Origin of the sequence: Gallibacterium salpingitidis, assembly GCF_001678495.1 — a bacterium.
Lineage (GTDB): Bacteria > Pseudomonadota > Gammaproteobacteria > Enterobacterales > Pasteurellaceae > Gallibacterium > Gallibacterium salpingitidis.
The window spans coordinates 40,259-55,376 of sequence record NZ_JTJL01000001.1; the positions used below are offsets into that span (position 1 = coordinate 40,259).

General features: G+C 37.5%; 18 protein-coding genes. 11 read left to right on the plus strand and 7 right to left on the minus strand.

Annotated features, from left to right (window positions below):
* Positions 1–11: 11 nt before the first annotated feature.
* From QS62_RS00180 to argE, 6 genes are all read right to left on the minus strand, one after another.
* On the minus strand, positions 12–473 hold the full coding sequence (locus tag QS62_RS00180; RefSeq protein ID WP_066104070.1) for a DUF411 domain-containing protein: 462 nt from the start codon (positions 471–473) through the stop codon (positions 12–14).
* A 160-nt stretch (positions 474–633) separates the two neighbouring features.
* The gene (locus QS62_RS00185; protein ID WP_066104073.1) at positions 634–954 is read right to left on the minus strand and encodes a TfoX/Sxy family protein; all 321 of its coding nucleotides are present in this window, start codon (positions 952–954) and stop codon (positions 634–636) included.
* 121 nt (positions 955–1,075) lie between these two features.
* Entirely contained in the window at positions 1,076–1,603 is a 528-nt protein-coding gene (ppa, locus tag QS62_RS00190) for an inorganic diphosphatase (protein WP_066104076.1), read from the minus strand.
* Positions 1,604–1,691: 88 nt separating this feature from the next.
* Positions 1,692–2,318: a LysE/ArgO family amino acid transporter gene (locus tag QS62_RS00195; RefSeq protein ID WP_066104079.1), complete on the minus strand. Its 627-nt coding sequence runs from the start codon at positions 2,316–2,318 to the stop codon at positions 1,692–1,694.
* 2 nt (positions 2,319–2,320) lie between these two features.
* Complete coding sequence (gene trmL, locus QS62_RS00200) at positions 2,321–2,800, minus strand: tRNA (uridine(34)/cytosine(34)/5-carboxymethylaminomethyluridine(34)-2'-O)-methyltransferase TrmL (RefSeq protein ID WP_066104082.1); 480 nt, start codon at positions 2,798–2,800, stop codon at positions 2,321–2,323.
* 109 nt (positions 2,801–2,909) lie between these two features.
* Complete coding sequence (gene argE, locus QS62_RS00205) at positions 2,910–4,058, minus strand: acetylornithine deacetylase (protein WP_066104085.1); 1,149 nt, start codon at positions 4,056–4,058, stop codon at positions 2,910–2,912.
* Positions 4,059–4,137: 79 nt separating this feature from the next.
* Here argE and argC point away from each other — a divergent pair, with 79 nt between their 5' ends.
* From argC to argH, 3 genes are all read left to right on the plus strand, one after another.
* Positions 4,138–5,145, plus strand: coding sequence for an N-acetyl-gamma-glutamyl-phosphate reductase (gene argC / locus QS62_RS00210; RefSeq protein WP_066104088.1), 1,008 nt, complete (start codon positions 4,138–4,140; stop codon positions 5,143–5,145).
* Between the two features lies 1 nt (position 5,146).
* Positions 5,147–5,920, plus strand: a complete 774-nt coding sequence (gene argB, locus QS62_RS00215; protein WP_066104091.1) for an acetylglutamate kinase — start codon at positions 5,147–5,149, stop codon at positions 5,918–5,920.
* A gap of 65 nt (positions 5,921–5,985) precedes the next feature.
* A complete protein-coding gene (argH, locus tag QS62_RS00220) occupies positions 5,986–7,359 on the plus strand; it encodes an argininosuccinate lyase (RefSeq protein WP_066104094.1) in 1,374 nt (457 codons plus the stop codon).
* A 74-nt stretch (positions 7,360–7,433) separates the two neighbouring features.
* On the opposite strand, the gene QS62_RS00225 is transcribed toward argH, so the two are convergent.
* The gene (locus QS62_RS00225) at positions 7,434–8,339 is read right to left on the minus strand and encodes a LysR family transcriptional regulator (RefSeq protein WP_066104098.1); all 906 of its coding nucleotides are present in this window, start codon (positions 8,337–8,339) and stop codon (positions 7,434–7,436) included.
* A gap of 131 nt (positions 8,340–8,470) precedes the next feature.
* Between QS62_RS00225 and QS62_RS00230 the strand changes: the two genes are divergently transcribed.
* The 8 genes from QS62_RS00230 (at position 8,471) to QS62_RS00265 (ending at position 15,060) form a co-directional block, all read left to right on the plus strand.
* The gene (locus tag QS62_RS00230; protein WP_066104101.1) at positions 8,471–8,995 is read left to right on the plus strand and encodes an SRPBCC family protein; all 525 of its coding nucleotides are present in this window, start codon (positions 8,471–8,473) and stop codon (positions 8,993–8,995) included.
* 3 nt (positions 8,996–8,998) lie between these two features.
* On the plus strand, positions 8,999–9,325 hold the full coding sequence (locus tag QS62_RS00235) for a YgiW/YdeI family stress tolerance OB fold protein (RefSeq protein WP_066104103.1): 327 nt from the start codon (positions 8,999–9,001) through the stop codon (positions 9,323–9,325).
* A gap of 306 nt (positions 9,326–9,631) precedes the next feature.
* Positions 9,632–10,579 carry a tagatose 1,6-diphosphate aldolase gene (locus tag QS62_RS00240; protein ID WP_066104106.1) on the plus strand — a complete coding sequence of 316 codons (948 nt, stop codon included), beginning with the start codon at positions 9,632–9,634 and terminating at the stop codon, positions 10,577–10,579.
* A gap of 10 nt (positions 10,580–10,589) precedes the next feature.
* Positions 10,590–11,861: a tagatose-bisphosphate aldolase subunit GatZ gene (gene gatZ / locus QS62_RS00245; protein ID WP_066104109.1), complete on the plus strand. Its 1,272-nt coding sequence runs from the start codon at positions 10,590–10,592 to the stop codon at positions 11,859–11,861.
* Entirely contained in the window at positions 11,858–12,304 is a 447-nt protein-coding gene (gatA, locus tag QS62_RS00250; protein ID WP_066104112.1) for a PTS galactitol transporter subunit IIA, read from the plus strand. The genes gatZ and gatA overlap by 4 nt, the downstream gene beginning before the upstream one ends.
* 9 nt (positions 12,305–12,313) lie before the next feature.
* Positions 12,314–12,598, plus strand: a complete 285-nt coding sequence (gene gatB / locus QS62_RS00255) for a PTS galactitol transporter subunit IIB (RefSeq protein ID WP_066104116.1) — start codon at positions 12,314–12,316, stop codon at positions 12,596–12,598.
* A 42-nt stretch (positions 12,599–12,640) separates the two neighbouring features.
* Positions 12,641–14,005 carry a PTS galactitol transporter subunit IIC gene (locus QS62_RS00260; RefSeq protein ID WP_066104119.1) on the plus strand — a complete coding sequence of 455 codons (1,365 nt, stop codon included), beginning with the start codon at positions 12,641–12,643 and terminating at the stop codon, positions 14,003–14,005.
* An 11-nt stretch (positions 14,006–14,016) separates the two neighbouring features.
* On the plus strand, positions 14,017–15,060 hold the full coding sequence (locus QS62_RS00265; protein ID WP_066104121.1) for an alcohol dehydrogenase catalytic domain-containing protein: 1,044 nt from the start codon (positions 14,017–14,019) through the stop codon (positions 15,058–15,060).
* Positions 15,061–15,118 lie beyond the last annotated feature (58 nt).

Genomic DNA, 15,118 nt, shown 5'->3' on the forward strand with positions numbered 1-15,118 from the left:
TAAACCAACTCCTATTGATTATGTGAACTAAACACAATACTTTCGCCATTCTTTTGTAACAACAGCACATCATAAGCATCTTTACGACCTTGATAAGTTGGGCCATCCATACCTGGTGATCCTACTGGCATTCCTGGTGCAGAAAGGCCAATTGCATCTGGTTTTTCGGCTAATAAACGTTTTACGTCTTCAGCAGGGACATGTCCTTCAATCACATAACCATCAACTACTGCGGTATGGCAAGAAACATAGTCGTCTTTAATACCAAATAATTGATGTTGTTGGTTATTGCCTGTCTCATGCACTTTGACTGCAAAACCATTCTTTTCCATATAACGAATCCATTCATTGCAGCAACCACAAGTAGGACTTTTCCAAACTTCCATTGTTAAATTCTGTGCTTGAGCCATCACTGCGACAGCAGACGTTCCCACTAGTATTAATTTGCTGAAAATATGGCGAAGATTGTACATAGTTACCCTCCTAGTATCGTACAAAAATTGAAAATACCCAGGATGGTAAAGTTTTCCCTAAGGTGAAGGTCAAGCGGAAATTGAGAGAAGAATTTAGTAAGAAAGAATACGGTGGTCAGACTGGCGGGTCGTTTTATGACTGGCGCAGCCTGTTCGTGTTCTAGCGCTTCTTGGTTCGCGACTTGGGTGCGGGTAGTTCGGACAGCATGGCTATGATTGTTTTGGCAATCTGCTCTGGATTATCGGTATCAACGAGTATCATGTCCTTCGCGCCAGGATACGGAGATTCCAATCTGGGTTGTTCGAGAAGGGCTCTAGCGGCGGGCGTGTCTTTTAACATGAAGCGGTTGTCATAGATTCCACCGAACAGGATGCCGTTGGTGTAGAGAAGGTATTCCCCCATCATCTTTCGGCTTGACACCTGCTCAACGTCAGAAAGCAAATCAAGGACGTACTTCAAATATGACTCGTCACTGGCCATGTCACGCACCTCTTTTTCTTGTTTCGCTTTGTTTATTCCAGATAAGTAGGAAGTAAGAAATGTAAGATGGAATAATAAACAATAAATGTGTGAACTAAGTTCACACATTTATTAATATCAATTATTTTTTCGCACGTTCAAATGAAGCTAAGATTTCTTCACGAGCTGCAGCAGCGTCTGCCCAACCGTCAACTTTCACCCATTTACCAGCTTCTAATGCTTTGTAGCTTTCAAAGAAGTGTTGGATTTGTGCTTTTAATAATGCAGGAATATCGTTTACATCTTTAATGTGATCATATTCTTTAGTTAATTTGCTGTGTGGTACAGCGATAACTTTTGCATCTTGACCTGATTCATCAGTCATTTTTAATACGCCAACTGGACGGCAACGAATCACTGAACCTGGTTGTAATGGATATGGAGTTGGTACTAAAACATCAACTGGGTCGCCATCTAAAGAAAGAGTATTGTTGATATAACCGTAGTTTGCAGGATAGAACATTGCAGTTGCCATAAAGCGGTCAACGAATAATGCGCCGGTTTCTTTATCTACTTCGTATTTAATTGGATCTGAGTTGGCTGGAATTTCAATTACTACATAAATATCATCTGGTAATTCTTTACCAGCAGGTACATTTTTTAAACCCATTGTGTATTCCTTCTAATAAGTGTTAATAATAAGGGTGAAGTAAAAAACGTTGCGATTATAGCCCTATTTGTTACAAATTGTCGAGATTTTAGCTGGCTAACAACCCCATTCCATATTGATATAATCCCCATGCAATCATCAACATAATAATACCGATCACAAAATCGAGGATTCGCCAAGTGATTGGCTTTTTGAACAGTGGAATTAATAAGGCGGAACCATAAGCTAGACCAAAGAACCAACTGCCAGAGGCAAGGACTGCACCTAACAAAAACCAAATTTTTTCGCTTAATACTAAGGTTCCTGCAACTCCACCAATAATCACAACAGTGTCTAGATAAACGTGTGGATTAAGTAATGTAATGCTTAATGTCATCAAAATGGTTTTTAGCAAATGTTGCTGAGGGTTTTCAGTGGAAATTTGTAAGCTACTGTTACCGCGATAGGCACTGCGCCAAGCACGTAAAGCATAGATAAATAAAAAGCCAGCGCCGACAAATGCTAAGGTAATTGATGCCATTTGATGTTCACTAATAAAAGAACCTAAACCCAACACGCCAAGGTTAAATAAGATAACGTCACATAAAAAACAGATTAATGCGACAGCAAAAACGTGTTGTTTTAATAATCCTTGTTTGAGAACAAACGCATTTTGGGCACCAATGGCAACGATTAGTCCGCCAGAAACCAAAAAACCATGAATGAGTGATTGCATTATTACTCCTGATAGAGATTGATTGCGCCTTGATAACCGAGTTGCCGCCATGCTTCATAGACGGTGACTGCAACTGAATTGGATAAATTCATACTACGACTGTTTGCACACATTGGAATGCGGATTTTGCGTTCAATTGGCATAGTATTCAGAATATCCATGGGAATACCTCTGGTTTCAGGACCAAACATTAAATAGTCGCCGAGTTGGAATTGTACTTGACTATGTGCAGGGCCGCCTTTTGTTGTCAACGCAAATAGGCGATTCGGTTTTTCACTATCCAAAAATTCAGCAAAACTTTGGTGATGCTTAATTGTCGTAAATTCGTGATAATCCAAACCAGAGCGGCGCAACTTTTTGTCATCCCATTGGAATCCAAGCGGATGAATTAGGTGTAAACGAAAGCCGCAGTTGGCGCAAAGACGAATAATATTCCCTGTATTTTGTGGGATTTCAGGTTCATAAAGGACGATATCTAACATAATACTTCTAATTTTAGTGATAAATAAAAACGCAGTATTTTTCTACTTCTTTGCCAAATTGGCAACTATTAATCAGACGGTAAATAGTGGTTTACCGCCCGACTTGTGATTAAGCACAAAAATGTTGAATTAATTTAGCTAATAATTCTCTGGTTGGTTGGATAAACTCTGCTGCGAGGAATTCATCTGGTTGGTGAGCCTGTTCGATTGAGCCAGGGCCTAAAACCAATGTTGGGCAAAGTTGTTGAATAAATGGTGCTTCAGTACAGTAATTCGCTGATACACAAGGCTTACCTAATAATTTTTCCACTACTGCAACAACTTCGGCTTTATGTGAACATTCATAACCAGGAATACCTTCATGCAAATGTTTTATTTGAATCATATCGCCATATTGTTCAATCAATGGTTGCAGCTTTTCTTGAACCATTTCGTCTAACGATTCTAAGCCCATATTTGGTAGCGGACGAATATCAAATTGTAGTTCGCAGCAACCGCAGATACGATTTACTGCATCACCACCATGAATAGAACCGAAATTCATTGTTGGGTGTGGTACTGCAAAAAATTCATTATGAAATTTTTCTTTTAACTCATTACGTAGCTGCATTAAATGGCCGGTCGCTTGATGCATAATTTCAATTGCATTGACGCCTTTATCTGGATCGCTAGAGTGTCCAGAGCGCCCAATTACAGTAACAGCATCACCAAAATGACCTTTATGTGCTCTTACAGGTTGTAATGAAGTTGGTTCACCAATAATCGCGCAATCAGGGCGAATTTCTGCGTGTTGCGCAAAAGTTCTTGCCCCTAGCATAGTAGTTTCTTCATCAGCGGTTGCTAAAATCCGTAACGGTTTTTGTAGTTTAGTCAGATCGAGATTGCGTAAGGTATCAACAATAAAGGCAAAAAAGCCTTTCATATCGGCAGAGCCTAAACCGTAAAAACGGCCATTTTGTTCAGTTAATTTAAAAGGATCAAATTGCCAGCGTCCTGCATCGAAAGGAACAGTATCGGTATGACCAGATAAGAGCAAACCGCCCTCGCCGGAACCATATGTTGCTAATAGATTGTATTTTTGATTTGAGCCTTCAATCGGTAGTACATCGACTTTAAAGCCAAGATCTGTAAGCCAGTTGGCAAGTTTATCAATAAGCGGTTTATTCGAATGATCTAAAGTAGGATTATCTGAACTGCTGATAGTTGGAATTTCAATAAGTTGAGAATATAAAGAAAGAAAATCTGGAAGATTTGCCATAGTTACCTCAAATAAACATTGATTCAAATAAAATAATTATGCAAAATATTAGCATAATTAATCACTATTTTATGAAATTATGCTAAAAACACTCATCATTGGTGCGAGCGGCTATACAGGGGCTGAACTCGCAAACATCCTTGTCAAACACCCTAATTTTGAACTTTGCGGGCTATATGTTTCGGCAAATAGTCTGGATAAAGATAAACCTATTTCTGAGATTTATCCACAATTAAAAACAGTCGTTGATTTGGTATTACAACCTTTGCCAGAAGATTTGACTGCCTTAGCACAACAAGCAGATTGTGTTTTTTTGGCAACAGCACACGAAGTCAGCCATCAATTAGCGCCGATTTTCTTAGCTAATAACTGCAAAGTATTTGACCTTTCTGGTGCATATCGTGTTAATCAAGCGGATTTTTATCCGAAGTTTTATGGCTTTGCGCATCAATACCCTGAATTATTACAACAAGCGGTGTATGGTTTAGCGGAATGGAATGAAGAGCAAATTAAACAGACAGATTTAATTGCAGTACCGGGTTGTTATCCAACCGTTTCGCAACTTTGTTTAAAACCTTTGATTGAGAACGATTTATTAGATGATGTACAAGTACCAGTTATTAATGCGGTAAGTGGTGTGAGCGGTGCAGGGCGTAAAGCGAGCTTAACCTCTAGTTTTTGTGAAGTGAGTTTAAATCCGTATGGCATTTTTAATCATCGTCACCAACCAGAAATTTCTACCCATTTAGGTCGTGAAGTCATTTTCACCCCACATTTGGGTAATTTCAAACGTGGTATTTTGGCAACCATTACTGCGAAATTAAAAGCAGGAGTAACAGCTGAGCAAGTGAAGGCGGTTTTTGCACAAGTTTATGCAGATAAGCCGTTAGTGCGCGTCTATGATAAGGGTTTCCCAAGCATCAAAGCGGTAGAATTTACGCCATATTGTGATATTGCATTTGCTGTGCAAGATCAGCACATTATTGTTGTTGGTGCAGAAGATAATTTATTGAAAGGGGCGGCAGCACAAGCGGTGCAATGTGCCAATATCCGTTATGGATTTAAGCCGACATTAGGATTGATTTAATATGAAACCATTAATTATTAAAGTAGGCGGTGCATTATTAGATACACCGCAGGCAATGGAAAATCTATTGACCACTTTGGCACAATTTAAACAAAAACAGCAGCGTGATATTGTCATTGTGCATGGTGGTGGTTGTATTGTTGATGAATTAATGCAACGTTTGCAGTTACCTGTGCGTAAGAAACAAGGTTTGCGAATTACACCGCCAGATCAAGTGGAAATTATTACTGGCGCATTAGCTGGCATAGCGAATAAAAAGTTAGTTGCAACTGCAAAAGTTGCAGGTTTAAATGCAGTTGGTTTCAGTTTGGGTGATGGTGATGTAACGTTGGCTGAACAACTTGATCCAGAGCTTGGTCACGTTGCAAAAGTTGCACCAAATCAAGCAGCATTATTAACCACATTATTAGCAAACCAATTTTTACCAATTATTAGCTCCATTGCGATTGATGCAGCAGGGCGTTTAATGAATGTTAATGCAGACCAAGCTGCAACAGCGATTGCAACTCTTTTGCAAGGTGAATTGGTGATGCTGTCTGATGTTGATGGCGTGTTGGATCAACAAAAAAATCTATTGCCAGAGTTAAATTCATCACAAATTCAAAAATTAATAGATGATCATGTGATTACAGATGGTATGATTGTCAAAGTTGAAGCGGCATTAGTCGCTGCGCAGGCATTAAATCAAGCTGTCGAAATTGCCAATTGGAAAAAGCCTGAAAAATTAGCTGATTTATTTGCAGGCCAATGTATTGGCACCAGAATTCTGCCTTAACTAAGGTATTTGTTTAATTTAACTTCCGCCATTTATTGGCGGTTTCATTTTTTATTGAGGTAATTATGGCACTTTGGGGCGGCCGTTTCACACAAGCGGCAGATCAGCGTTTTAAAACCTTTAATGACTCACTACGTTTTGATTATCGTTTAGCTCAACAAGATATTGACGGTTCAATTGGTTGGTCTAAAGCATTAGTTAGTGTAAATGTATTTACCGCAGCAGAACAAAAACAAGTAGAAGCTGCATTGCTTGAATTAAAAGAGGTTGTTGCCAACAACCCAGAAATGATTTTGCAAGATGATGCAGAAGATATTCATAGTTGGGTGGAAAGTAAACTCATTGAAAAAGTTGGTGATTTAGGCAAAAAGTTACACACAGGACGTAGCCGTAATGACCAAGTTGCATTAGATATTAAACTTTGGTGTAAACAAGAAATTACCTCATTGCAACAAGCCATTCGTCATCTACAAAGCCAACTTATCTTTACGGCTGAAAATAACCAAAACACAGTGATGCCGGGTTATACTCATTTGCAACGTGCCCAACCTATCTCGTTTGCACATTGGTGTATGGCCTATTTTGAAATGTTAGAACGTGACTATTCTCGTTTGGCGGATGCGTATCGTCGTTTAGATACTTGTCCATTAGGTTCGGGAGCGTTGGCTGGAACAGCGTATGCCGTTGATAGAGAACAATTAGCGAAAGATTTAGGCTTTACACGTGCTACTCGCAACAGTTTAGATAGCGTTTCAGATCGTGACCATATTATGGAGTTGTTATCTGCCGCTTCTATTAGTATGGTGCATCTCTCTCGTTATGCAGAAGATTTAATTATCTTTAACAGCGGTGAAGCGAACTTTTTAGAACTTTCTGATCGTGTTACTTCAGGTTCTTCTTTAATGCCGCAAAAGAAAAATCCTGATGCGTGTGAGCTAATTCGTGGTAAAGCTGGACGTGTGATTGGTTCATTAAACGGAATGTTGGTAACGGTGAAAGGTTTACCATTAGCCTATAACAAAGATATGCAAGAAGATAAAGAAGGCATTTTTGATGCTTTAGACACTTGGCATGCTTGTTTAGATATGGCAGCGTTGGTGTTAGAAGATATTAAAGTACATCACGAAAAAACGCGTAATGCAGCGTTAAAAGGCTATTCAAATGCGACCGAATTGGCCGATTACCTAGTTGCTAAAGGAGTGCCGTTCCGCGATTCACATCATATTGTTGGTGAAGCTGTTGTTTATGCAATTAGTAAAGCAAAAGCGTTGGAAGAATTACGTGTTGATGAATTCAAACGCTTTAGTGATGTGATTAGTGAAGATGTTTATGCGATTCTTTCCTTAGAATCTTGCTTAAATAAACGTTGTGCGAAAGGCGGTGTTTCACCACAACGTGTTGCTGAAGCGATTGCTGAAGCGAAAGCGTTAATTAAGTAATTAATATTTATCATTGAAGAAAGAGTTGTCTTGCTAAGTAGCAGGACAACTCTTTTTTATATTTTGAAAGTTTTTTAAGCTGATAACTGACAAGCTTCTACAACTTTCTCTCTAAGCCATTGGAACGCTGGATCACGATGTGTGCGTTCGTGCCAGACTAGCATTTTACTGAAGCCTTGGATTGGGATTGGCGGTTCAAACAATTTAATGTTATCGAGATGATGGACTAAGCGTTTTGGTACGACAGCCAATAAATCACTATTTTGTAGAATATCTGGCAACACAATAAAATTTTGTACAGAAAGCGTAACGTTCCTGCTTAATCCTTGTTTTGCTAAAGCTTCATCAGTTACCCCTGAAAAACTGCCACCATGATAGGAAACTAATGCTTGTTCCAATTGACAGAATTGTTCGAGAGATAATTGTGTTTGCTTTGCAATTGGGTGATCTTGCCGCACTGCGCAAACATATTGTTCATCATATAAATGTTTAGCATAAATATCAGGTGCTTTAAATTCCGGAGTTACGATCGCGAAATCAATAATATTTTGTTCTAATTGCTTTTGCACTGTGTTATCCAAAATAGCTAAAACAGCAACTTTAATGTTTGGAGCTTGTTGTTTGAGTAATTTCAAGAATGGAACAATAACCGCACGCATTGCATAATCAGTACAAACAAATCTAACGGTCATTTCAGCGGTTTTAGGATCAAAAATCGCTGGTTGCAGTAATAATTCAGCTTCGGCTAATAGATTCTTAATTCTTGGCGCTAATTCGAGTGCACGATTGGTAGGTTGCATACCGCGTTGTACACGCACAAATAGAGGGTCATCAAAACTCTCACGTAAACGAGTTAATATTCCGCTCATTGCTGGTTGAGTTATGGCTAATTTATGTGCCGCTTTACTAACACTTTTTTCTTCCATTAAAGCATTAAAGGCTTTTAGCAGATTTAAATCTAGAGTACGTAGGTTCTTCATATCATCCTCAAGAGCATTTTCTAATATCAGATAAAGTAATACGAGGTATTGTGAGAGCTGATTTAACTTATCTTTGAAGGCTAATTATACTGCGCAATTAATAGATTAGTTTTAGATAAAGGAATGTATTAATGCAAAATTCAATTAATTGGCCGAAAGATTATACACCTGGTTTTACTGATAATTTCTGTTCAAATGAAGTGATTGTTGCAGGATTAACTACTGCAGATGTCTGGAAATATCTTAATGATAGCAAGTATTGGCCGCATTATTACAGCAATGTATCAGATATCCAGTTTCACAATGGTTATCAAGGTACTGCGTTGTATGAAAATGCACGTTTTTTCTTTAGAACTTTTGGTTTTCCAATTGAGGCTGAAATTACCGAATATGTCGCACCAGCAGCTGGACAACCAGCAAGAATTTCTTGGCATGGTTGGGATGGTGAAATGGGTAGTGAACAACGTTTAGATGTGATTCATGCATGGTTAATTGAAGATCTGGATGGCGGTCGTGTACGTATTTTGACGCAAGAATCGCAAAAAGGAAAACCAGCGCAAGAGTTAGCGAAGACAGTTCCAAATCCAATGATTAATGGACATCAAGAGTGGTTAGATGGGATTGTACGTAGTGCGAAAAATCAATTGGAAGTGTAGAAAATGAAAAAACTTTCTTTCCTTGCATTATTGGCCTTTGTGGTGAGTATAGCGCCATCAACATATGCCGCGGAAGCAACACATACTGTCGCACAAGCGATGAAAGCAGAACAATACAGTACTGTCAAATTATCAGGAAAAATCATTAGCCGTATCGATGAGAAACGTTATCTATTTGAAGACGATACAGGCATATTAGAATTAAAAATTGATAAAAAGGTACAGCAGTATTCAACCATTCCCACAAAAGAGAAAATCTTGATTTATGGCAAAGTTGATCATTATGGTAAAAAAACGGAGGTGGACGTAATAAGTATTATCAAACAATAACATTTAATTAGATTACTCATTCATTCTGTGTTTAAGTGAACAGCTATTTTCTTGAGGGAAATAGCTGTTTTGTTTTTCTATTCTGATTACATAGTAGAACTTAGTTAAATATTAATATCAGTTTCGACTCCTTTCCATCATTTTATCTTTTGTTATCTTTCGATATTCTTTCGTATAATTTCATTTATTTTGTGATCTAGATCTTAAATTTGAAAAATTTCACTTTAAATAATAAAAAATAAGAATATGATTGCAATATCAAAAGATATTGAAAGTAATTAAAAAATCGAAAGGGAGAGAAATCTTATGCCTACTTTGAAACAGCAGCGTTTACAGAAACTTTATGGGGAAGACAAAATTTTTCGTGCTCTTGCCATTGATCAGCGAGGGGCACTAAAGAGAATGTTAGGTGAAGATGCAACAGATACACAATTGCAAACCTTTAAAGGACTAGTAGCAAATACATTAACGCCATATGCATCAGCAATTTTATTGGATCCTGAATATGGTTGGAAAGGTGCTGAATTAAAAGATAAAAACTGTGGTCTGATTATGGCTTATGAGAAGACTGGCTATGATAAAGCTAAGATTGGTCGTTTCCCAGACTTAATTGATGGAGTATCTGTAAAACGGTTAAAAGAGAAGGGGGCTGATGCAGTCAAGTTATTACTTTATATCGATATTGATGAAGGGGCAGTCATTAATGATGTAAAGATGGCTTTTGTTGAAAGAGTTGGTGCGGAATGTGTAGCCGAAGATATGCCATTTTTTTTAGAAATTTTAACTTATGATTCTTTAGTTTCGGATAAAAAAGAATTCGAAAAGTTAAGACCACGTAAAGTGATTGATGCGATGAAATTATTTTCTGAATCACGATTTAATGTTGATGTATTAAAAGTAGAAGTACCTGTAAATATGAATTTTGTGGAAGGTTTTGGCTCTGAGGTGCTTTATACGCAGGCACAGGCGAAATCTTTTTTTAAGGAACAATCAGAATCTACCCATTTGCCCTTTATTTTCTTGAGTGCTGGAGTTTCACCAGAATTATTTCAGGAAACATTGAAATTTGCGAAATCAGCAGGTTCACATTTTAATGGAGTGCTATGTGGGCGAGCAACATGGGCTGGCGCTGCAGAAGTATTTAAAACAACAGATGCAGAAAATGCAAAAGTCTGGCTGTTAGATCAGGGGGTAAAAATTATCAAACAGTTAAATGTTGTTTTATCAGCGACAGCCAATGCAATTACAAAATAGGGGGATAACAATGAAAAAATTATTAAGAAATCATAAATCAGGTCAAGCGGTAGGGATTACTTCAGTGTGTTCTGCACATCCTTTGGTGATTGAAGCAGCATTTCGTTTTGATTTGAATTCACAAAATGATGTGTTAATTGAAGCAACATCAAATCAAGTCAATCAATTTGGTGGTTATACAGGGATGAAACCGGTAGATTTCAAAAATTTCGTGTATAGCATTGCAGAAAAAGTTGGATTTCCAAAACAACGATTGATTTTGGGAGGAGATCATTTGGGGCCTAATTGTTGGCAAGGAGAAACGGCTACTGAAGCAATGAAAAAAGCCAAAGAATTAGTAGTGGAATATGCAAAAGCAGGTTTTACAAAAATTCATTTAGATGCATCAATGTCGTGTGCAGATGATCCAGTTCCATTGGATCCATTGGTAGTTGCAGATCGAGCGGCAGAATTATGTTTGGCAATTGAAAGTGCATTATCGCCAGAACAGACAGCAAATATTAGCTATATTGTAGGTACAGAAGTACCTGTTCCAGGAGGTGAGGCTCATGCTATTTCAACAGTAGATGTAACAACAGTAGAGCGTGCAAAAGAAACCATTGAAACACATAGAGAAGCATTTGAGAAACGTGGTTTACGAAGTGCCTTTGATCGAGTTGTAGGTGTGGTTGTGCAACCAGGTGTAGAGTTTGATCATTCAAAAGTCATTTTATATAAACCAGAATTGGCAGCTGAATTATCAAAATTTATCGAGGAAACACCATATATTTTCGAAGCGCATTCAACTGATTATCAAACACCAGCTGCATATCGTAATTTAGTGAAAGATCATTTTGCGATTTTGAAAGTTGGACCAGCTTTAACGTTTGCGTTACGTGAAGCATTATTCGCTTTAGCTCGTGTTGAAGATGAATTGATATCACCTGAAAAAAGGAGTTATTTATTAGGTGTAATTGACCAAGTTATGCAAGATGAACCAAAATACTGGAGCAAATATTATTCATTGCAACATTCAAAAGCCATAATTGATCTACATTTCAGTTTATCTGATCGTATCCGTTATTACTGGCCGAATGAACGTATTAATGCGGCGGTAGAAAAACTTATCGATAATTTATCACGAGAAGAAATACCATTAGGTTTATTAAGCCAATATTTACCTGATCAATATCGTAAAGCGATTAAAGGTGAAATTGCTGTAAAACCGACAACACTTATTTTCGATAAAATTCAGCAAGTTCTTGCTGATTATGCCTATGGCTGTTATGGAGAAACAGTATGACACCAAATCTATTTATCAAAACCAATATTGAATTTGCGTCTTATGATGAAGTGTTTCATCACTTAGCAGATACTTTCATTAAAGAAGGAATTGTGAAAGAAAGCTATCGTGAGGCGATTTTTGAGCGTGAGGCCGATTTTCCAACAGGAATAATGTTAGAACATCATGCCGTTGCTATTCCGCATTGTGATGCAAGTCATGCACTTAAACCTGCTATTTGTGTGATTCGCCCTAATCAAGTTGTGAAATTTAATCGACCTGATGAGGATGGTACGGTGAATGCTGAATTAATTATTGCTTTAGTGGTGACCGATCCAAAAGATCAATTGGTTATATTACGTAAGCTCTTCGGTAAATTACAAGATAATGATTTTGTCGAAGATTTGATCAAAACGGCTGATATAGATTTACCAAATCTAATTCAGCAAAACTTACAACTTTAGGAGTGGATCATGAAAAAGAAAGTTATTGTCGCTTGTGGTGGTGCAGTTGCAACTTCAACTTTGGCTGCTGAAGAAATTCAGGAGTTATGCAAAGAACATGGAATTTCATTGGAATTAGTGCAATGTCGTATTAATGAAATTGATACTTATCTGGATGGAACAGACTTAATTTGTACTACTTCAAAATTGACTCGTGATTTTGGTGATATTCCATTAGTTCATGGTATGCCATTTGTATCTGGTGTAGGTATAGATGAACTTAAGGAAAAAATAGTGGGTATTTTGAAAAACTAATAATGAGTTAGTTAAATAACCGATGACATAAGGGGGTAAATTATGTTTTCTGAAATCATGCAGTATATTTTGGATCTTGGTCCTGCGGTAATGCTACCAATCCTAATTATTATTTTCTCATTAATACTAGGGATGAAATTTGGCGATTCCTTCAAATCTGGATTACAAATTGGTATTGGCTTTGTTGGGATTGGATTGGTAATCGGTTTGATGCTGGATAGTATTGGGCCAGCCGCAAAAGCTATGGCTTATAATTTTGATATTGATTTACAAGTAATTGATTTGGGGTGGCCAGGTACAGCACCGATTACATGGGCATCGCAGATTGCATTAATTGCAATTCCAATTGCTATAGCAGTTAATATTTTAATGTTAGTGTTGAAAATGACACGTGTTGTAAATGTGGATATCTGGAATATTTGGCATATGACTTTTACTGGCGCAATTGTGCATATCGCGACAGGTTCATATTGGTTGGGTATTTTAGGAGTCGTGATACATGCGGGATTTGCTTATAAATTGGGTGATTGGTTTAGTAGAGATACTAAGCATTATTTCGAATTAGATGGTATCGCAGTTCCACATGGTACATCAGCCTATTTGGGACCAATTGCGGTATTGATTGATAGTATTATCGATAAAATTCCTGGATTAAATAAGATTAATTTCTCAGTAGATAATTTACAGCAACGTTTCGGTACATTAGGTGAACCTGTTACTGTCGGTTTCATCATCGGGGCTATCATTGGTATCTTAGCTGGTTATCCGATAAAAGATATTCTTCAATTAGCAGTAAAAACAGCGGCGGTTATGCTATTGATGCCTCGTGTCATTAAACCAATTATGGATGGTTTAACTCCAATCGCAAAACATGCTCGTAAGAAATTACAAGCGAAATTCGGTGGTAAAGAATTTTTAATCGGTTTGGATCCTGCGTTATTACTTGGTCACTCTTCAGTTGTTTCGGCAAGTTTACTCTTTATTCCAGTCACAATTTTAATTGCAGTGTTGTTACCAACAAATAAAGTATTGCCATTTGGGGATTTAGCGACTATCGGTTTCTTTGTTGCTATGGCTGTGGCAGTACATAAAGGTAATTTGTTTAGAACATTAGTTTCTGGAATCATCATTATGTCCATTACTTTATGGGTTGCTACACAAACTATTCCGTTAGTAACACAATTAGCAGCGAATGCTGGTACTTTAAAAACAGGCGAATTAGTTGGTTCAATGGATCAGGGTGGTGCGCCAATTACTTATCTACTGGTACAACTTCTAACTTTTGAAAATGTTGCTGGGCTGCTTGTCCTTGGTGTGGTGTATTTCTTAGCAATTTTCATGACATGGAAACGGGCAAAAGCAGCTGAAAAAGCAGAATTAGCGACACAAAATGTGGTAGAGAAATAAGAGGTGTAGATATGAGAGCAGCTGTTGTAAAAGCTAATCGTGAGTTAGTAATTGAAAATATTGAAACTCCACAAATTGAAAACGCTGAAGATGTGTTAGTCAAAGTAAAATTTTCTGGAGTGTGTGGCTCAGATATTCCACGCATTTTTCATGAAGGTACGCATTTTTATCCTATAGTTTTAGGTCATGAATTTAGTGGATTTGTTGCTGAAACAGGGTCAAAAGCAACAGAGTTTAAAATTGGTGATCAAGTTATTTGTGCACCTTTATTACCATGTTTTGAATGTGAGGAGTGTAAAAAAGGATTTTATTCTCTTTGTAAAAATTACACTTTTGTTGGATCACGACGTAATGGGGCTAATGCGGAATATGTTTGTGTTAATAAACATAATTTAGTTAAAGTAAATGCTAAATCTAATCCGCTGTATAACTCATTTATTGAACCAATTACTGTTGGGTTACATGCAATTAATTTAGCAAATGGTTGTGAAAACAAGAATGTCATTATTGTTGGCGCAGGTACTATTGGCCTGCTTGCTGCTCAAGCAGCAAAAGCACTTGGTGCAGAAACAGTAAGTGTGATTGATATCAATCAAGAGAAGTTGGATTTAGCCGAGGAGTTAGGTGTAGATAAAACATTTAACTCGATGAATTTAAGTGCAGAACAGATTTATGAGCAACTGAATGATAATCGGTTTGATCAGTTAATTCTGGAAACTGCTGGTGTGCCAAAAACAGTTGAATTGGCAATTCAGATTGCGGGGCCACGTGCGCAAATTGGTTTAATTGGCACTTTACACCATGATTTAACTTTAAATCAAAAAGTTTTTGGTCAAATTCTGCGTAAAGAATTGATGGTTTTAGGGTCTTGGATGAATTATTCAAAACCATGGCCAGGTTCGGAATGGACAAAAGCTGCGGAATTAGTGGATAAAGGAAGTATTAAAATTGATCAACTAATTCTATCTGTCAATGATATTGAAGATTACATTGATGCAGTTAAAAAGCTTGATGGCAAACCGATGAACGGAAAAATTGTTCTAAAATTTGATTAATTGAATGCTGAAATCAGCTATACTACCTCGAAAAGCCGGGAGCGTGTATATCTAAATA